A 17,339-nucleotide genomic window follows, 5' to 3' on the forward strand; every position below is an offset into this window, starting at 1 on the left:
CCGGATCGATGTCCGGCTTACTTGACATGAAGTCGAGTAGCCTTGACAATCGTCGATGTGGGACGGACATCGGCGAGGGGACGGCGCAACGCCGTCCGCGCGGCCCGGACGGCGGCCGGCATGACGCAGGCCGAGCTGGCCGAACAGGTCGGCGTGACCCGGCAGACGGTCGTGGCCGTCGAGGCCGGCGACTACGCACCGTCGGTCTACCTGGCCCTGGCCATCGCACGGTCGCTCGACGGCACCGTCGAGGGGCTGTTCGGGTCCGAGGCAGAGGCCGGCCGGACCGCAGGGAACGCGACCGGGACATCGGAGTGAGGCCGCGCCGAGGCGCGGCGGGGGGAGGACGTGTGATGGGTGACGAGATGAAGCGCGACAGCTGGTTCGTGCGGGCGGCCGCCGCGGTCGGCGACCTGGGCAATCCGTTCTACCGGGAGGAGCGCCGCCGGGACGTCTGGAACGAGGCGTCGGCCGTGGGGTTCCAGCTGATGCTGTGGCTCGGGCTGGCGGCCGCGGGGGCGATGATCTGGATCGGTGGACCGCCGGCGCTGCCCTACGTCCTGGTCGTGATCGGCGTCGTCGGTGTGCCGTCGCTGGTCAGCAGCATCTACGCCGCGAGGCTCGGGGTCCGCGCCACGGAGGGCGCGCGGATGTCCTGGTGGCGCATGGCCCCGGTCCTGGTCCTGCTCCTCGTCATGGCTGCCGGGCTGCTGGTGCGCGGGAGCAGCGACGGGGTCAGCGCCTCGACGCTCTGGGGGGTCGTGGCGGGCGGCGTGGCCGTCGTCGGGCTGATGAGCTGGACGGAGATCCGGGCGCGCCGTCGCGAGTCCACCGCCGACGACGTCGCGGCCTGACGGGCTGATCGACGCGCGGGTGGCGCGGCGCTGTGGTCGGATCGATGCGTGCCCGGCAGCGTCGTCCCCTCCGTCCTCGACACCCTCCTCGACCGCACCCTGGTCCCCGGCTACTCGCGGATCGGCTACCTCCTGCGGCGCCCGGGGTGGAGCGGCGACCGCGCCGACCCACCCCGCGGCGCCCTGGCCGGGCGCGCCGCGCTCGTCACCGGCGCGGGCGGCGGACTGGGCGAGGCGATCGCGACCGGGCTGGTCCGGCTCGGCGCGACGGTGCACCTGCTCGTCCGCTCCCGGGACAAGGGCGTCGCGGCACGGGACCGGATCCTGGCCGCCGTGCCGGGGCTGTCGGCCGACCGGCTGCCGGTGCAGGTCTGCGACCTCGGCGAGCTCGCCGACGTCCGCGCGTTCGCGACCCGGTTCGCCACCGAGGTCGACGCCCTGGACGTGCTGGTGCACAACGCCGGGCTGCTCCCGCCCGGCCGCAGCGAGACCTCCGAGGGCAACGAGCTGACCCTGGCCGTGCACGTCCTCGGGCCGCTGCTGCTGACCCGGCTGCTCACCGACACCCTCGCGGCCGGCGCCGAGCGGTCCGGCAGCGACTCCCGGGTGATCATCATGTCCTCGGGCGGCATGTACGCCCAGCCCCTGCGCGACGACGACCTGCAGTTCCGCACCGGCGACTACGGCGGCACCGCGGCCTACGCCCGCACCAAGCGGATGCAGGTCGTCCTGACCGGGCTGCTCGCCGACGAGCTGGCCCCCCGTCGGGTCACCGTGCACGCACTGCACCCCGGTTGGGCCCGCACCCCGGGCGTCACCGGGTCGCTGCCGCTGTTCGACCGGGTCGTCGGCCCCGTGCTGCGCACCCCGGCCCAGGGCGCGGACACCGCGGTGTGGCTCGCGGCCGCGCCGTCCTCGGCGGTCGGGACCGGCCGGTTCTGGCACGACCGCGCCCCGCGGCCCGAGCACTACCTGTCGCGCACCCGGGAGACCCCCGCCCAGCGCGAGCGGTTCCGCGCCGAGGTGGACCGGCTCACCGGCTGACCCCGGGTGCCTCCAGCAGGGTGCGCGCGGCGCGCGTGACGTGGGCCAGCACCGTGTCCGGCTCGGCCCGCCCGACCGCGCCCTCGGGCAGCAGCGGCTGGACCAGGCTCAGCCCGAGCAGCCAGGTCAGGACCAGCTCCGCGCGCAGCTCGGCCTCGGCCCGGTCGGCGGCGCCGGTGGCCTGCGCGGCGAACGCCTCGGTGAACGCCCCGGCCAGCTCCCTCCGCACGGCCGTGGCCGCCTCCGACGTGCCGGCCGAGCGCACGACGGGCCCGAACAGGTCGCGCTCGGGGCCCTGGCTGCTGTCGAGGACGGACCGCAGCAGCCGGGGCAGGAGATCCTCGGGCGGGCCGTCGTGCAGCACGGCGAGGGCGCGCTCGGCGGCGACCCGGGCGAACAGGGCGTCCTTGCTGCCGAAGTAGCGGAAGAGCAGCGCCTGGTTCACCCCGGCCCGGTCGGCGATCGCACGGACCGAGGTGCGGTCGTAGCCGTGCTCGGTGAACAGGTCCGCGGCCGCGGCGAGCAGGGCCCTGCGGGTGCTGTCACCGGAACGGGCGGACGGGGCGGCGGTCACGGGGGAGTGCTCCTTCGTAGGTACTGGAGGTGCGGCGCGCCAGGGGCGCGGCGCGGGGACCGGCGACGGCGGGTCCGGTGTCGGCGACCGTAGCGTCCGGGCGTCGGCGCATGGCGGGAGGCGACGCCGGGTACGCACGGTCGATACCGAACACCCGAGACCGAACACCACCCGACACACGGCCACAGCGAGGAGACCCGCAGGCGATGGCATCCGCTTCAGGTGACGAGAACGAGTTCCAGCCGGAGGCGCCGGACATGGCGTCGGCGATGCAGCTGGACACCGACGAGGCGCTGACCGGGCCGTCGGACACCGACCCGCTGGACTCCGGCTACGTCCCGCCGGACCGCCCCTACGGCGTCGAGGACAACGCGGTGACCGCGGCGGGACAGGAGGAGGGCGAGTCGCACGAGGCGCGCCTGGCCCGGGAGCTGCCCGACGACCTGCCGGAAGGCGACCCGGGCCGCTCCGGCCGGCTGACCGCGGCCACCGACTCCGTCGCGGGTGACCCGGCCGTCGACGGCGCCGGAACCGACGTCGGCATCGACGGCGGCGCGGCCAGCGCCGAGGAGGCCGCCGTGCACGACGTCGACGAGGGCGTCGTGCCGGTGGTCGACGAGTCCCCGGTGGGGGACCCGGAGGTCAGCGACCAGCTCGCCCGCGACGCCGACCACGCCGACCAGGCCGCGGCCGCCGCCGAGTGGGACGCCTCGACCGACCCCGAGTGGGCCGGGCAGAACCGCTGAGTGTCCGGGACACCCGGTCGACAAGAGGGCCCCGGTACCGCGTCGTGCGGTCCGGGGCCCTCGTCGTCGGTGGGAGCGTGGGCTCAGGGGGTGGTGGGGCCCGCCGCGCTGCCGGTCAGCCGGGCGATGGCGCCGTCGATGTCGAGGTGGTCGTGCTCCTCGCCGAGGTCGACGATCTCCAACGTCGAGTCGACGAACTGGGCCAGCAGGTCGCGGTCGACCTCCAGCACGGCGGAGCCGCCGTCGGAGCGGATCTCCAGCTCGACGACGTCGTAGCCGTCGATGCGGCGCGGCGCCATCCGGATGTCACCGATGCCGGTGGGGGTGGTCAGGCCCTCGATCACGAGATCACGCGCGACGAGCCACTCGATCCAGCGGTCGGAGGACCGGCGCACCGAGAAGGAGATCGCGAACGGGTCCGCAGCGCGGTACGCCCATCGGCTCACGATCGGCGACGCCTGCCCGTGCAACACGGTGAAGACGTCCTGCTGGACCGACTCGCTGGCCATCGTGCTCCGCCTCTCCTGGACCCCCCGACCGTCGCGGTCTCGCGACGGCCTCGTACGGAACATCGTCGAACCGGGCCCTGGCGCTGCACTCGACGCCGGGTTTCACCCGTTCGTGCCAACTGTCATTCACCTCACGGTACCCACGGCGCGCACAGGGCGTAACGCGAGGTCGGCTTCCGGCGAGGCACACCGTCCGGCGCGAGGCTCCGGTGACGGCGGGTGCCGGCGCGTGCCGGGCCGTGACCGGCCCCGGCAGTCGGCCTCGGTCGGCCCCGTCGGGTCCGGTCAGCCGCGGTCGACGTGGTCGACCACCCAGATCCCGCCGGTACCGGAGCGGACCGGCTGGGTGAGCCGGATCGTCGCGCGCTGCGGCGTGCGACCGTCGGTGGCGGCGTAGACACCGTTGCCGAGGCGGGTGACGGTCGGGTTCCGGTAGCCGAGCTCGCTGCCGACGAAGGAGAGCGTCACCTCCTCCGGGTCGAGCAGCCACGGGTCGCCGCCGGCGTCGGACTGCTGCTGCATCCGCCGCGCGGTCGCCGCGTCGCCCGCGGGCCACATCGGCGACGGCGCCGCGGCCGCTCCCGGGGCCCCGGTCCGGCCCGACCCGCCGCCGTCGGCACCACCGCGCCCGGGCGCGGGGGCCGGGGCCGGGGCGGGGGCGGCCGTCGTGCGCGACGGCTCGGCGGTGCGGCTCGGCGTGGGGGTCGCGGTGGGCGTCGGGGACGGGGTCGGCGTGGCGGTCGGCGATGTCGTCGTCGGGGCCGGCGACGGGGTGCGCCACGCCGCGGGCAGCTCGCTGTTGCCGCAGCCGGCCAGCAGCAGCACGAGGAGCACCAGCGCGAGCCCCACGAGTACGACGCGGAGCAGCGTCCGCGGTCCGTACCGGCCCACCCGCAGGCGGGACACCGACACGTCGGGGGTCGTCACCTTCGGCAGGTTCGGCACGGTCACGCGGGCACCTTACGATCACCGGCCCGCCCGGGCGGGCCGACCTCGCCGCCACCATCGCGTGATCGAGGTCCTACGGCCCGAGGTCCTGCGGCGGCCCTGTTCGGTGGGCCCGTGTGGCGGGGCCGTCGCGACCTGCCGAGCCTGCTGCGGAGTGACTAGGGTCGCGGTACGGCCGCACGGGCGGCCCCGCACGACGGGCCCGGGGCACGGGCCCCCCGCACGAGCCCACCGAGGTGCACCCCATGGCGACCGCCAGCCCGGCGACGGAGACGTTCCTCGCCGCCCGCGACTTCCTGCTGACCCACCGCGAGGACTACGACACGGCCTACCGCGACTTCCGCTGGCCGGAGCTCGACGAGTTCAACTTCGCGCTCGACCACTTCGACGTCGTCGCCGCGGACCCCGAGCGGGGTGCCCGGAAGGCACTGTGGATCGTGGAGCAGGACGGCTCGCAGGCGCACTGGACGTGGGCGGAGCTGTCCGAGCGGTCCAACCGGGTCGCGAACTGGCTGCGCGAGCAGGGCGTCGTCCGCGGCGACCGGGTCGTCCTGATGCTCGGCAACCAGCTGGAGCTGTGGGAGACCCTGCTGGCGGCGATGAAGCTGGGCGCCGTCGTCATCCCCGCAACCACCCTGCTCACCCCGGCCGACCTGCAGGACCGGATCGACCGGGGTCGGGCGCGGCACGTCGTCGTCGGTGCGGGCGACACCGCGAAGTTCGACGGCGTCGACGGCGACTACACCCGCATCGCCGTGCGCGGTGCCGTCGCGGGCTGGCGCGACTACACCGGTGAGGCCTACTCGGCCGCGGCCGACTTCACCCCGGACGGCGTCACGAAGGCCTCCGACACGCTGCTGCTGTACTTCACCTCGGGCACCACGGCCAAGCCGAAGCTGGTGGAGCACACCCACACGTCCTACCCGGTGGGGCACCTGTCGACGATGTACTGGATCGGGCTCGAGCCCGGCGACGTCCACCTCAACATCTCCTCGCCCGGCTGGGCCAAGCACGCCTGGTCCAACGTGTTCGCGCCGTGGATCGCCGAGGCGACCGTGCTCGTCATGAACTACGCCCGGTTCGACGCCGAGTCGGTCCTGTCGGTCCTGGACTCCTGCGGCGTGACCAGCTTCTGCGCGCCGCCGACGGTGTGGCGGATGCTGATCCAGGCCGACCTGTCCGGGCTGACGACGCCGCCGTCGAAGGTCGTCGGGGCGGGGGAGCCGCTCAACCCCGAGGTCATCGAGCCGGTCGAGAAGGCGTGGGGCCTGCGCATCCGCGACGGGTTCGGCCAGACCGAGTCCTCGGTCCAGATCGGCAACCCGCCCGGGCAGCCGGTCAAGCCGGGCTCGATGGGCAGGCCCATCCCCGGGTTCGTCGTCGCGTTGGTCGACCCAGCCACCGGGAAGGCGGCCGACGAGGGCGAGATCTGCCTGGACCTCGCCCACCGCCCCACCGGGCTGATGGTCGGCTACGCCGACGACCAGGAGCGCAACGCCGAGGCCATGGCCGGCGGGTACTACCACACCGGCGACGTCGGCTCCCGTGACGAGGCGGGCTACATCACCTACGTCGGCCGCGCCGACGACGTGTTCAAGGCCAGCGACTACCGGATCAGCCCGTTCGAGCTGGAGAGCGTGCTGATCGAGCACCCGGCCGTCGCCGAGGCGGCGGTCGTGCCGTCCCCGGACCCGGTCCGCCTCGCCGTGCCGAAGGCCTACGTGGTGCTCGCCAAGGGGCACGAGCCGACCGAGGAGACGGCGAAGGCGATCCTGCGGTTCGCCTACGACAACCTCGCGCCCTACAAGCGGATCCGCAGGCTCGAGTTCTTCGAGCTGCCGAAGACGATCTCCGGCAAGATCCGCCGGGTCGAGCTGCGCGGCCGGGAGGGCGAGATCCACGCCGACCCGGCCGCGACGCCGCCCACCGAGTACACCCTGTAGCCCCGGCGGGGGCCGGGTCACGCGTCGCCGAAGTGACCCGGCCACTGCTGATAGGGGATGCGGGTGATCTCCAGGACCTCGCCGACGCGCGACCACTCGTTGCGGCCCAGGCGGGCCAGCGGGGCGAGCCGGTGGATGTCGGGCAGGGAGTTGCCGCGTTCGTCGGTGACGAACACGCTCTCCTCGATCGCGGCGTGCACGACCCGGCCGATCACGACGGTCGAGTTGCCCAGCTCGATGCTGGCGTGCAGCACGCACTCCAGCGCGACCGGTGACTCGGCGACCCGCGGCGGCGCCACGACCGACGACGCCTCGGCGGTCAGCCCGACCGAGGAGAACTCGCTGATCTCGGCGGGGAAGTCGGTGCCGGTCGCGTTGATCTTCTCGAACATCGGCTCGTTCGCCAGGCAGACGACGAACTCGCGGGTCTCCGAGACGTTGCGCAGCGAGTCCTTCTTCCCGACCGACGTGAACTGGATCATGGGCGGGTCCACGCAGGACACCGTGAAGAACGAGTGCGGGGCGAGGTTGTCGACGCCGCCGGCCGAGCGGGTGGAGACCCAGGCGATCGGCCGGGGGACGACGACGCTGGTCAGGAGCTTGTAGAACGGGCCGCTGCCCAGCTCCTCGGGGACGATGTCCGTGCGCATGCCCCTGATCCTCCCCGGCCCGGCGCCGGACCGCCCACCGCGAGGGTCAGTTCCCCACGCCGAGGGCCCCCATGAACGCCGACGGGTAGCGGTCCCCGCGCGCGGAGCCCGCGGGCAGCGCGTCGGTGATCGCGGCGAGGTCCGCCGGGCCCAGGTCGAGGTCGGCGGCGGGCAACGCCTCGGCGAGCCGCTCCCGGGTGCGGGCACCGACGAGCGGGACCACGTCGTCGCCCTGCGCGGCGACCCAGGCGATCACGAGCTGGGCGACGGTGACCCCGCGCTCGGCCGCCAGCGCGCGCAGCGTCTCGACCAGGCCCAGGTTGTGTGTCAGGTTCTCCCCGCTGAAGCGCGGGCTGCGGGTGCGGGCGTCCCCGGGCTTGCCGGGCTCGTAGTGGCCGGAGAGGAGCCCGCGGGCCAGCACGCCGTAGGCGGTGAGGCCGATGCCCAGCTCGCGCAGCGTCGGCAGGACCTCGGCCTCGACGGCGCGGGAGATCAGCGAGTACTCGATCTGCAGGTCGGCGACCGGGTGCACGGCGTGCGCCCGGCGGACGGTGGCGGCGTCGACCTCGGACAGCCCGAGGTGGCGGACGTACCCGGCGTCGATCATCTCGCTGATCGCGCCGACGGTGTCCTCGATCGGGACCTGCGGGTCGAGCCGGGCCGGGCGGTAGACGTCGACGTGGTCGACGCCGAGGCGGGTCAGCGAGTACGCGAGGAAGTTCTTCACCGCGACCGGGCGGCAGTCCTGGGTCAGCGGTGGCAGGCCCGGGCCACCGAGCCCGCCGAACTTCACCGACAGGACGTAGCCGTCGCGATCGCGCCCGCGCAGCGCCTCGGCGAGCAGCAGCTCGTTGTGGCCCATGCCGTAGAAGTCGCCGGTGTCGATCAGCGTGACTCCGGCGTCGAGCGCGGCGTGCACGGTCGCGACGGCTTCCGCGCGGTCGGCGTGTCCGTAGGAACCGGACATGCTCATGGCGCCCAGGCCGAGAGCGGAGACGGTGGGGCCGGTGGTGCCGAGGGTGCGTGTCTGCATGGGAGCCAGCGTGCGCCGCGTCGGCCCGTAGCGGGAGCGGAGCGTCGATCGTGGGAGCGGCGCTCCCTGGTCGGGCGGCCTGCCCACGGGGACCATCGCAGGGTGCAACGTGAACAGCTCGCGGACTTCCTGCGTCGCCGGCGGGACTCGGTCCGCCCGGCCGAGGTCGGCATCGCGGCGGGGCCGCGCCGGCGGGCCACCGGCCTGCGCCGGGAGGAGGTGGCGATGCTGGCGGGGATGTCGGTCGACTACGTCGTGCGCCTCGAACAGGGGCGCAGCAGCCGACCGTCGACGCAGCTGCTCGCCGCGCTGGCCCGGGCCCTGTGCCTGACCGACGACGAGCGCGACCACCTCTTCCGACTGGCCGGGCACCGGCCCGCTCCCGGGGAGGGGGTGGCCCGGCTCGCCCGCGCCGGGCTGCTGCGCCTGCTCGACCTGCTGCCGGCCACCCCGGCGATGGTGATCTCCGACCTGGGGGAGGTCCTGGCCCAGAACGCGATGTCACGGGTGCTCGCCGGGGAGCAGACCGGGTTCACCGGCGACGACCGCTACCTCGCCCACCGCTGGTTCACCCGGTCCGACCAGCGCGACGGTCACCCGCCGCAGGAGCAGGTGCGCCACTCCCGCCAGCTGGTCGCGGAGCTGCGGGCGGTGGCCGGGCGGCGTGCGGGGGACCCGGTGGTCGACCGGCTCGTCGCACGGCTGGCCGCGGCCAGCGCCGAGTTCCGCGAGCTGTGGGCCGAGCACGAGGTCGCCGTCCGCCGCGCCGACCGCAAGACGCTGCGGCACCCGCGGGTCGGCGCGCTGGTGATGGACTGCGAGACCCTCGTGACGCCCGACCTCGGCCAGCAGCTGGTCGTGCTCACCCCGGCCGACGACGACACCCGCGAGCGGCTCGAGCTGCTGCGCGTGCTCGGCGTGCAGGAGTTCCCGACCGGGCCTGCGCCGGACGGACGCCCGGTGGCCTAGTTTCCCCGGCATGGGAACACGGGGCCGCGCGACGGGGCTCGCCGCCGGGATCGTCGCCGACGCGTTGCTCGGCGACCCGCGGCGGGGGCACCCGGTCGCCGGGTTCGGTGCCGCCGCCGCCCGGCTGGAGCGCCGGCTGTACCGCGACGCCGTCGCGCCTGGTGCCGCCTACACCGCGCTGCTGGTCGGTGGCACGGTCGCGGCCGGGGCGCTGGCCGAGGCGGTCGCCCGCCGGGCCGGGGGTCGGCGGGAGACGGTCCTGCGGGCCGGGCTGACCGCCGTCGCCACCTGGGCGGTGCTCGGCGGGACCTCGCTGGTGGGGGAGGGCGCCGCGCTGGCCGCGTCGCTCGACGCCGGCGACCTGGACGCCGCACGCGCCCGGATCCCGCACCTGTGCGCGCGTGACCCGGACCTGCTCGACGCCGACGGAATGGCCCGCGCCGGAGCCGAATCGCTGGCCGAGAACACCTCCGACGCCGTCGTCGGGCCGCTGGTGTGGGGCGCGGTCGCCGGGATCCCGGGGCTGCTCGGCTACCGCGCGGCGAACACCCTCGACGCGATGGTCGGCTACCGCTCCGCCCGGCACGCCCGCTTCGGGTGGGCCTCGGCCCGCCTCGACGACCTGGTCAACCTGGCGCCGGCCCGGGTCACCGCGGTGGTCACCGTGGCCGTCGCGCCGCTGGTGGGGGGCTCGCCGGCGACCGCGCTGCGGACCTGGCGCCGCGACGCCGCCGGGCACCCCAGCCCGAACGCCGGTCCGGTCGAGGCGAGCGCCGCCGGTGCGCTCGGGCTGCGTCTGGGCGGGCCGACGATCTACGCCCACGGCACCGAGGACCGCCCGTCGCTCGGCGACGGGCACCCGCCCCGGGTCGCCGACCTGCACCGCGTCGCGCGGCTGTCCCGGCTGGTGGCCGGGACAGCCGGGCTGCTCGCCGTCGCGACGGCGGCGGTCCTCGCACGGCGGGGCGTGCCCACCCGGTCGGTGAGGGTACATCGGGGGCGGTCGCCGAGCGGGTGAGCGGGTCCGGAGGGAGGGATCGCGGGCGGTCGGTGTGTTCGGGGGGCGGGCGAATTCGCTTACCCGGTAAGCGAGTTCGGAGAGTGAGGCCCGCGAGGTGGCGCTGGTCCGGTGCGGGGCAGCGCGGGAGACGGGTCGGTCGGGCGGACTCACTGACCGGGTGAGCGCACGGGACTCGCGGGGTGCAGACCTGCCCGCCCGGCGCACCTGGCCGGGGCGGAGTCAGCCGGCGCCCGGGCCGGAGCCGGCGGCGTCGCGGGCGGTGTCACGGCGGCCGTCGTCGGCACCACCGTCGGCACCATCGGCGGCACGGTCGGTGACACGGCCGTCGGGGGCGGGCTCGTCGCCGAAGCCGTCGCGGCCGGAGAGCTGGTCCCGCAGGCTGCCTGCCGTCTCGCGCTTCCCGTTGCGCTGCAACAGTTCCAGTCGGATGAACAGGCCCAGCGCGATCAGGGCGACGGCGCCGAAGGTCAGCCACTGCAGGGCGTAGGAGAAGTTGCTGAACGGCGCTCCGCCCCCGACCGGCGCGATCGGGATCGGGTCCAGCACGCCCGGCTGACCGGCCTCCAGCACGACGACGCCCTCGACCGGCGTCAGGCCGGTGGCGGCGGCGACCGACCGGGAGTCGGACACGTAGACCTGGCGGGTGCCGTTCTCGACCAGCGGGGGGCGGCCCTGCGGGTCGGTCTCGTCCAGGCGCAGCCTGCCCTCGACGGTCACCGGCCCGGCGGGCGCCGCGGCGTACTCGGGCACGGCGCCCCGGTCCGCGGCCGGGATCGACCCCCGGTTCACCACGACGGTCCGACCGTCGGTGAGCCGCAGCGGCGTCAACACCTCGAACGCGGGCGCGCCGTCGACGACCCGCAGGCGGACCAGGGTCTCCGCGGCGCGGTCGAAGGAGCCGGTCAGGGTGACCCGGCGCCACTGGTCCTCGGCGCCGATCCCGGTGCCCGGCGGCACGAGCGTGTCGAACCCGACGGCGGGGGTCGCGTCGGCGGTGGCGATGGCCCGGCTCTGCGCGGAGCGCTCGGACTCCCGGTCGAACTGCCACGGCGCGAGCAGCGTGTAGCAGGCGACGGCGAAGGCCAGCACCGCGACGACGAACGCGATCCACCCGGGACGCAGCAGGAAACGCACGCCGCCCAGGGTAGCCGCGCCCGCCGACGGTCCCGCCGGGGCGATACTTCGCGCCGTGGTGGTTCAGGGAGCGGTCCTCGTCGCGGGGACGACGTCGGATGCGGGCAAGAGCGCCGTCGTCGCCGGCATCTGTCGGTGGCTGCACCGGCGCGGGGTCTCGGTGGCGCCGTTCAAGGCACAGAACATGAGCAACAACTCGGTCGTCACCCCGGACGGCGGGGAGATCGGGCGGGCGCAGGCGATGCAGGCCTTCGCCTGCGGCATCGCCCCCTCGGTCGACCTGAACCCGGTGCTGCTCAAGCCCGGCGGGGACCGGACCTCGCAGGTCGTGGTGCGCGGCCGCGCCGACGGCCAGGTGTCAGCGCTGTCCTACCGGCACCGCACCGCGGCGCTGTCCGACGTCGTCGCCGACTCCCTGGCCCGGCTGCGCGCCCGCCACGACGTCGTGGTCTGCGAGGGGGCGGGCTCGCCCGCGGAGATCAACCTGCGGGCCACCGACCTCGCCAACATGGGCTTCGCCCGGCGCAACGACCTGCCGGTGCTCGTCGTCGGCGACATCGACCGCGGCGGGGTGCTCGCGCACCTGTTCGGCACCCTCGCCGTGCTCGACCCGGCCGACCAGGCGCTGATCGCCGGCTTCGTGATCAACAAGTTCCGCGGGGACCCCCGCCTGCTCGAACCCGGCCTCGACCGGCTGCGCGAGCTCACCGGTCGGCCGACGCTGGGCGTGCTGCCCTTCGCCGAGGGGCTCTGGCTCGACGCCGAGGACTCGCTCTCCGCCGTCGCCGACGGGGTGCTCGGGCGTCCGGCCCCGCCACTCGGCACCCAGTGGCTGCGGGTCGCGGTCGTCCGGTTCCCGCGGATCTCCAACGCCACCGACGCCGAGGCGCTGGCCTGCGAACCGGGCGTCGCCGTGCGGTACGTGACCGAGCCGTCGCGGCTCGCCGACAGCGACGTCGTCGTCCTGCCCGGGACGAAGGCGACCGTCTCGGACCTGGCCTGGCTGCGGTCCTCCGGGATGGCCGACGCGGTGCGCGCGCACGCCGCGTCCGGGCGTCCGGTACTGGGGATCTGCGGGGGCTACCAGATGCTCGGGCACACCGTCGCCGACCCGGACGGGGCCGAGGCTGCCTCCGGCACCTCCGTCGCCGGGCTGGGGCTGCTGGACCTGGAGATCGCCTTCGACCCGGTCAAGCACCTCGGCACCCCCACCGCGACGGCGTGGGGCGAGACCGTCACCGGCTACGAGATCCACCACGGCCGCGTCGTGCGCTCCGGCGACCCCGGCCTGATCGGGGAGGAGGGCAGCGACCGCGGCAACGTCCTGGGCACGCACTGGCACGGCCTCGCCGAGAACGACGGTTTCCGACGGCTGCTGCTCACCCGCCTCGCGGACGAGGCAGGGCGAACCGGGTTCCGGGTGGCACAGGACACGTCGTTCGCGGCCGAGCGCACCCGGCAGGTGGATCTGCTGGCCGACCTGGTCGAACACCACCTGGACACGTCGTCACTTGAACATGTGATCGGACACGGTGCGCCGTCGGACCTCCCTGTGCTGACCTCCGGTCTGGCAGCCTCACCGGCGTGAGCACGAGCACCGCCCCCGCCGCCGGACCTCCCCGTTTCCCGTTCTCCGCCGTCGTCGGCCACGACGACCTGCGGCTGGCGCTGCTGCTCAACGCCGTGCACCCGGGCGTCGGCGGTGTCCTGGTGCGTGGGGAGAAGGGCACCGCGAAGTCCACGGCGGTGCGCGCGCTGGCGGCGCTGCTGCCCTGGCACGACGTCGTCGAGGCCTGCCGGTTCGGCTGCGACCCCGCCGCGCCGGACCCGTCCTGCCCGGACGGCCCGCACCCGGCGGGCGCACCGGGCGGCCGCCGCCCGGCCCGGTTGGTCGAGCTGCCCGTCGGTGCGACCGAGGACCGCCTGGTCGGCTCGCTCGACCTGGAGAAGGCGCTGTCCGAGGGGCGCCGCGCCTACCAGCCCGGTCTGCTCGCCGACGCCCACCGCGGGGTGCTCTACGTCGACGAGGTCAACCTGCTGCACGACCACCTCGTCGACCTGCTGCTCGACGCCGCCGCGATGGGCCGCGCGCACGTCGAGCGCGACGGCGTCTCCGTCTCGCACGCGGCCCGGTTCCTGCTGGTCGGGACGATGAACCCGGAGGAGGGCGAGCTGCGCCCGCAGCTGCTCGACCGGTTCGGGCTGACCGTGGAGGTCCGGGCCAGCCGCGACGTCGACACCCGCGTCGAGGTGACCCGGCGGCGGATGGCGTTCGAGGACGACCCGGCCGGGTTCGTCGCCCGCTTCGCCCCGGACGAGACCGCGACCGCGGCCCGGCTCCGCGCCGCGCAGGCCCGGGTCTCCGCCGTCGCGGTGAGCGACCGGGAGCTGCGGCGGATCGCGTTCGTGTGCGCCCGGTTCGACGTCGACGGCATGCGCGCCGACCTGGTCATCACCCGCGCCGCGGCCGCGCACGCCGCCTGGGAGGGCCGCGACGCGGTGACCGCCGACGACGTGCGCGTCGCCGCCCGGCTCGCGCTGCCGCACCGCCGTCGCCGCGACCCGTTCGACGAGCCCGGCCTGGACCCGGCCGAGCTGGACCGCGCCCTCGCCGACGCCGAGGACCACCTGGGTCCCGAGGACGGCCCGGACCCCGACGACGACCCTGACCACGATCCGGATCCCAGCCCGGGCCCCGGCGACCCGGCCGAGCCGCAGGACGGCCCGGACGGATCCGGGGCGGGCGAGGAGCCCGACGGGACCGGGGGGACGACCCCCGAGGCGGACGACCCTCGCGGCCCCGCGACCGGGTCCGGCGGGCGCGCCGAGGCCCCCGGCACCGACGGCACGGCGAGCGCCGACGGCGCCGACGGCACGACCGACCCGACCGATGCGACGGAGACGACCGAGGGGACCGGGGCGACGGACCCGGGGGACCGGGAACCCGGGGCCGCGCAGGCACCGGCCGGGGGCGACGGCGGGGAGGGCCGCGCCGTCGTCGTCGGGGAGGCCGCCCGGCTGCACCGGGCCACGGTCAGGAAGTTCACCGTGCCCGGGCTGGGCGCGGGCGCCCCGGGGCGCCGCTCCCGGGCCCGCACCGACACCGGGCGCGTCGTCCGCCCGTCCGGGGCGGGGACCACCCGCGCCGCGGACCTGCACCTGCCCGCGACCGTGCTCGCCGCGGCCCCGCACCAGGCCGGTCGCGGGCGCCGCGGGCCCGGCCTGCTGGTCCGCCGCGACGACCTGCGCCGCGCCGAGCGGGAGGGGCGCGAGGGCAACCTGGTGCTGTTCGTGGTCGACGCGTCCGGCTCGATGGCCGCGCGCAGGCGGATGACCGCGGTGTCCGGCGCCGTACTGGGCCTGCTCCGCGACGCCTACCAGCGCCGGGACAAGGTCGGGCTGGTCACCTTCCGGGCCCGGGAGGCGGAGCTGGCTCTGCCCCCGACGTCGTCGGTGCCGACCGCCCAGCAGCGCCTGTCCCGGCTGCGCACCGGCGGGCGGACCCCGCTGGCCGGCGGGCTGCTCAAGGCCCGCGCCGTGCTCGACGCCGAGCGGCGCCGGGACCCGCGCCGGCGTCCGCTGGTCGTCCTGCTCACCGACGGGCGGGCCACCGTCGCCGCCCGCGACGGCGGGGACCCCGTCGCCGACTCCCGCCGCGCCGCCGGGCTGCTGGCCGCGGACGGGGTGCACACCGTCGTCGTCGACTGCGAGGCCGGGCACGTGCGCCTGGGTCTCGCCGCGCCGCTCGCCGCCGCCGCGGGCGGCGAGCTGGTGACCCTCGACGAGCTGACCGCCGACAGTGTGGGCGACCTGGTCCGGGCGACCCGGTCCGCGCGCGCCGCCTGACACATCACGCCCGAGAAGGAGGGACAGCCGTGCCGCAGGGACAGGTGTCCGTCACGCCCGCCGACGGGCTCACCACCCGTCAGCGCCGCAATCGGCCGCTGCTGGTGGTGCACACCGGGGTGATGAAGGGGAAGTCGACCGCCGCGTTCGGGATGGCGCTGCGCGGCTGGAACCAGGGCTGGTCGATCGGGGTGTTCCAGTTCGTCAAGTCCGCGAAGTGGAAGGTCGGCGAGGAGGAGGCGTTCCGCGCGCTGGGGGCCGTCCACGAGCAGACCGGGCAGGGCGGGCCCGTGGAGTGGCACAAGATGGGGTCGGGCTGGTCCTGGTCGCGCAAGGCGGGCACCGAGACCGACCACGCTGCCGACGCCGTCGAGGGTTGGGCCGAGATCCGTCGCCGCATCGAGCGCGAGGAGCACCAGGTCTACGTCCTCGACGAGTTCACCTACCCGCTGAAGTGGGGCTGGATCGACGTCGACGAGGTCGTCGAGGTGCTGACCGCCCGGACCGGCCGGCAGCACGTGATCATCACCGGCCGGGACGCCCCGCCCGCCCTGATCGAGGCCGCCGACCTGGTCATGGAGACCACGAAGATCAAGCACCCGATGGACGCCGGGCAGAAGGGCCAGCGGGGGATCGAGTGGTGACCACCGTGAGCACCGTGTCCACCGTGAGCACGGCCCGCGCGCTGGTCGTCGCGGCGCCGTCGTCGGGCAGCGGGAAGACGACGGTGGCGACCGGGCTGATGGCCGCGCTGTCGCGGCGCGGCACCCGGGTCGCGCCGTTCAAGATCGGGCCGGACTACATCGACCCCGGGTACCACACGCTCGCCGCGGGCCGTCCGGGCCGCAACCTCGACGTCGTCCTGCAGGGCGCCGACCGGCTCGCCCCGCTGGCCCGGCACGGGAGCCGGGACGCCGACGTCGCCGTCGTCGAGGGGGTGATGGGGTTGTTCGACGGCCGCATCGCCGACGGCGCCGGGTCCACCGCGCAGGTCGCCGCCGTGCTGGGGGCACCGGTGGTGCTGGTCGTCGACGTCCGGGGGCAGTCCCGGTCGCTGGCCGCGTTGCTGCACGGGTTCCGCAGCTTCGACGAGTCCGTGCAGGTGGCGGGGGTGATCCTCAACCGGGTCGGGTCGCAGCGCCACGCCGACGTCTGCCGGGCCGCGGCCGAGGAGGTCGGGCTGCCGGTGCTCGGCGCCGTCCCGCGACGTGCCGAGCTCGCGGTGCCCTCGCGGCACCTGGGCCTGGTCACCGCCGCCGAGCACGGCACCGCCGCGACCGCCGCGGTGGACGCGATGGCCGAGCTCGTCGCCACACACGTGGACCTCGACGCCGTCCTCGCACTCGCCCGCCCGCTGCCCGCCGGCCCGGTCTGGGACCCGGCCGCCGAGGTCGGCACGAGCGGCACGGCGGGGCAGCGGCCGCTCGTCGCGCTCGCCGGGGGGCCCGCGTTCGGGTTCGGCTACGCCGAGCACGCCGAGCTCCTCACCGCGGCCGGCGCCGACGTGGCGACCTTCGACCCGCTGCGCGACCCCGCGCTCCCGGCGGGCACCGCCGCGCTCGTGCTGCCCGGCGGCTTCCCCGAGGAGCACGTCGGCGCGCTCGGCGACAACGCACCGCTGCGGGCGCAGGTCGCGGCGCTGGCCGCGTCCGGGGCCCCGGTGCACGCCGAGTGCGGCGGGCTGCTCTACCTGTGCCGGGACCTCGACGGGACGCCGATGTGCGGGGTCCTCGACGCGTCGGCGGGGATGACCCCGCGGCTCACCCTCGGCTACCGCGACGCGGTCGCGGTGTCGGCGTCGCCCCTGTTCGCGGCGGGCGAGCGGGCCGGGGCACACGAGTTCCACCGGTGCGCGGTCACCCCGCGGGCCGGTGCGGCCCCGGCCTGGGCGTGGCGGGGCGGGGAGCCGGAGGGCTACGTCGAGGATCGGGTGCACGCCTCGTTCCTGCACACCCACCCGGCCGGCGTGCCCGGCGCCGTCGCCCGGTTCGTCGCGGCGGCACGCCACACCCCGGCCGGGGCCGCCCCGGCCGCGTTCGCATGATCACCGGTCGTGGAGCCGACCGTC

The 17,339-nt window shown here is 75.8% G+C and carries 17 protein-coding genes; 11 read left to right on the forward strand and 6 right to left on the reverse strand.

Annotated elements, in window-relative coordinates:
• Window positions 1–57: 57 nt before the first annotated feature.
• The 3 genes from Ae331Ps2_RS19290 to Ae331Ps2_RS19300 are packed head-to-tail and all read left to right on the forward strand — an operon-like array spanning window position 58 to window position 1,898.
• On the forward strand, window positions 58–318 hold the full coding sequence (locus tag Ae331Ps2_RS19290; protein WP_083907834.1) for a helix-turn-helix transcriptional regulator: 261 nt from the start codon (window positions 58–60) through the stop codon (window positions 316–318).
• Between the two features lie 35 nt (window positions 319–353).
• Entirely contained in the window at window positions 354–854 is a 501-nt protein-coding gene (locus tag Ae331Ps2_RS19295; protein WP_075307319.1) for a hypothetical protein, read from the forward strand.
• 48 nt (window positions 855–902) lie between these two features.
• A complete protein-coding gene (locus Ae331Ps2_RS19300) occupies window positions 903–1,898 on the forward strand; it encodes an SDR family NAD(P)-dependent oxidoreductase (RefSeq protein WP_075307317.1) in 996 nt (331 codons plus the stop codon).
• Here the strand turns inward: Ae331Ps2_RS19300 and Ae331Ps2_RS19305 are convergent.
• Entirely contained in the window at window positions 1,888–2,472 is a 585-nt protein-coding gene (locus tag Ae331Ps2_RS19305) for a TetR/AcrR family transcriptional regulator (RefSeq protein WP_075307314.1), read from the reverse strand. The genes Ae331Ps2_RS19300 and Ae331Ps2_RS19305 overlap by 11 nt on opposite strands.
• 206 nt (window positions 2,473–2,678) lie before the next feature.
• Between Ae331Ps2_RS19305 and Ae331Ps2_RS19310 the strand changes: the two genes are divergently transcribed.
• A complete protein-coding gene (locus Ae331Ps2_RS19310) occupies window positions 2,679–3,218 on the forward strand; it encodes a DUF5709 domain-containing protein (RefSeq protein WP_175581805.1) in 540 nt (179 codons plus the stop codon).
• Between the two features lie 83 nt (window positions 3,219–3,301).
• On the opposite strand, the gene Ae331Ps2_RS19315 is transcribed toward Ae331Ps2_RS19310, so the two are convergent.
• Both Ae331Ps2_RS19315 and Ae331Ps2_RS19320 read right to left on the reverse strand, forming a co-directional pair.
• Window positions 3,302–3,727, reverse strand: coding sequence for an SsgA family sporulation/cell division regulator (locus tag Ae331Ps2_RS19315; protein ID WP_020625337.1), 426 nt, complete (start codon window positions 3,725–3,727; stop codon window positions 3,302–3,304).
• A 285-nt stretch (window positions 3,728–4,012) separates the two neighbouring features.
• Complete coding sequence (locus Ae331Ps2_RS19320) at window positions 4,013–4,678, reverse strand: hypothetical protein (RefSeq protein ID WP_075307310.1); 666 nt, start codon at window positions 4,676–4,678, stop codon at window positions 4,013–4,015.
• Between the two features lie 242 nt (window positions 4,679–4,920).
• Here Ae331Ps2_RS19320 and Ae331Ps2_RS19325 point away from each other — a divergent pair, with 242 nt between their 5' ends.
• Window positions 4,921–6,618 carry an AMP-binding protein gene (locus tag Ae331Ps2_RS19325; protein WP_075329769.1) on the forward strand — a complete coding sequence of 566 codons (1,698 nt, stop codon included), beginning with the start codon at window positions 4,921–4,923 and terminating at the stop codon, window positions 6,616–6,618.
• Between the two features lie 17 nt (window positions 6,619–6,635).
• Here Ae331Ps2_RS19325 and Ae331Ps2_RS19330 read toward each other — a convergent pair whose 3' ends face one another.
• Together Ae331Ps2_RS19330 and Ae331Ps2_RS19335 are read right to left on the reverse strand one after the other, a co-directional pair.
• Entirely contained in the window at window positions 6,636–7,268 is a 633-nt protein-coding gene (locus Ae331Ps2_RS19330) for a flavin reductase family protein (protein ID WP_075307306.1), read from the reverse strand.
• Window positions 7,269–7,314: 46 nt separating this feature from the next.
• Window positions 7,315–8,301 (reverse strand): aldo/keto reductase, encoded by a 987-nt coding sequence (locus Ae331Ps2_RS19335; protein ID WP_075307304.1) that lies wholly within the window; start codon window positions 8,299–8,301, stop codon window positions 7,315–7,317.
• Window positions 8,302–8,403: 102 nt separating this feature from the next.
• Between Ae331Ps2_RS19335 and Ae331Ps2_RS19340 the strand changes: the two genes are divergently transcribed.
• Both Ae331Ps2_RS19340 and Ae331Ps2_RS19345 read left to right on the forward strand, forming a co-directional pair.
• On the forward strand, window positions 8,404–9,270 hold the full coding sequence (locus Ae331Ps2_RS19340) for a helix-turn-helix transcriptional regulator (RefSeq protein ID WP_075307302.1): 867 nt from the start codon (window positions 8,404–8,406) through the stop codon (window positions 9,268–9,270).
• 10 nt (window positions 9,271–9,280) lie between these two features.
• Window positions 9,281–10,288 carry a cobalamin biosynthesis protein gene (locus Ae331Ps2_RS19345; protein ID WP_075307300.1) on the forward strand — a complete coding sequence of 336 codons (1,008 nt, stop codon included), beginning with the start codon at window positions 9,281–9,283 and terminating at the stop codon, window positions 10,286–10,288.
• A gap of 222 nt (window positions 10,289–10,510) precedes the next feature.
• Here Ae331Ps2_RS19345 and Ae331Ps2_RS19350 read toward each other — a convergent pair whose 3' ends face one another.
• Entirely contained in the window at window positions 10,511–11,425 is a 915-nt protein-coding gene (locus tag Ae331Ps2_RS19350) for an SURF1 family protein (protein ID WP_083695760.1), read from the reverse strand.
• A gap of 58 nt (window positions 11,426–11,483) precedes the next feature.
• Here Ae331Ps2_RS19350 and Ae331Ps2_RS19355 point away from each other — a divergent pair, with 58 nt between their 5' ends.
• Genes Ae331Ps2_RS19355 through Ae331Ps2_RS19370 form a run of 4 tightly spaced genes read left to right on the forward strand, consistent with a single transcriptional unit; the run spans window position 11,484 to window position 17,315 of the window.
• A complete protein-coding gene (locus Ae331Ps2_RS19355) occupies window positions 11,484–13,013 on the forward strand; it encodes a cobyric acid synthase (protein ID WP_075312043.1) in 1,530 nt (509 codons plus the stop codon).
• Complete coding sequence (locus Ae331Ps2_RS19360) at window positions 13,010–15,271, forward strand: VWA domain-containing protein (protein ID WP_139318767.1); 2,262 nt, start codon at window positions 13,010–13,012, stop codon at window positions 15,269–15,271. The genes Ae331Ps2_RS19355 and Ae331Ps2_RS19360 overlap by 4 nt, the downstream gene beginning before the upstream one ends.
• 29 nt (window positions 15,272–15,300) lie before the next feature.
• Window positions 15,301–15,915 (forward strand): cob(I)yrinic acid a,c-diamide adenosyltransferase, encoded by a 615-nt coding sequence (gene cobO, locus Ae331Ps2_RS19365; RefSeq protein ID WP_075307298.1) that lies wholly within the window; start codon window positions 15,301–15,303, stop codon window positions 15,913–15,915.
• A gap of 23 nt (window positions 15,916–15,938) precedes the next feature.
• On the forward strand, window positions 15,939–17,315 hold the full coding sequence (locus Ae331Ps2_RS19370; RefSeq protein ID WP_249265278.1) for a cobyrinate a,c-diamide synthase: 1,377 nt from the start codon (window positions 15,939–15,941) through the stop codon (window positions 17,313–17,315).
• Window positions 17,316–17,339 lie beyond the last annotated feature (24 nt).

This window comes from Pseudonocardia sp. Ae331_Ps2, from assembly GCF_001932405.1.
GTDB lineage: Bacteria > Actinomycetota > Actinomycetes > Mycobacteriales > Pseudonocardiaceae > Pseudonocardia.

Coding starts and splice junctions, on each gene's coding strand:
- Ae331Ps2_RS19345 (WP_075307300.1), top strand. CDS start 9,281: ATGGGAACACGGGGCCGCGCGACGGGGCTCGCCGCCGGGATCGTCGCC.
- Ae331Ps2_RS19330 (WP_075307306.1), bottom strand. CDS start 7,268: ATGCGCACGGACATCGTCCCCGAGGAGCTGGGCAGCGGCCCGTTCTAC.
- Ae331Ps2_RS19325 (WP_075329769.1), top strand. CDS start 4,921: ATGGCGACCGCCAGCCCGGCGACGGAGACGTTCCTCGCCGCCCGCGAC.
- Ae331Ps2_RS19315 (WP_020625337.1), bottom strand. CDS start 3,727: ATGGCCAGCGAGTCGGTCCAGCAGGACGTCTTCACCGTGTTGCACGGG.
- Ae331Ps2_RS19295 (WP_075307319.1), top strand. CDS start 354: ATGGGTGACGAGATGAAGCGCGACAGCTGGTTCGTGCGGGCGGCCGCC.
- Ae331Ps2_RS19335 (WP_075307304.1), bottom strand. CDS start 8,301: ATGCAGACACGCACCCTCGGCACCACCGGCCCCACCGTCTCCGCTCTC.
- Ae331Ps2_RS19310 (WP_175581805.1), top strand. CDS start 2,679: ATGGCATCCGCTTCAGGTGACGAGAACGAGTTCCAGCCGGAGGCGCCG.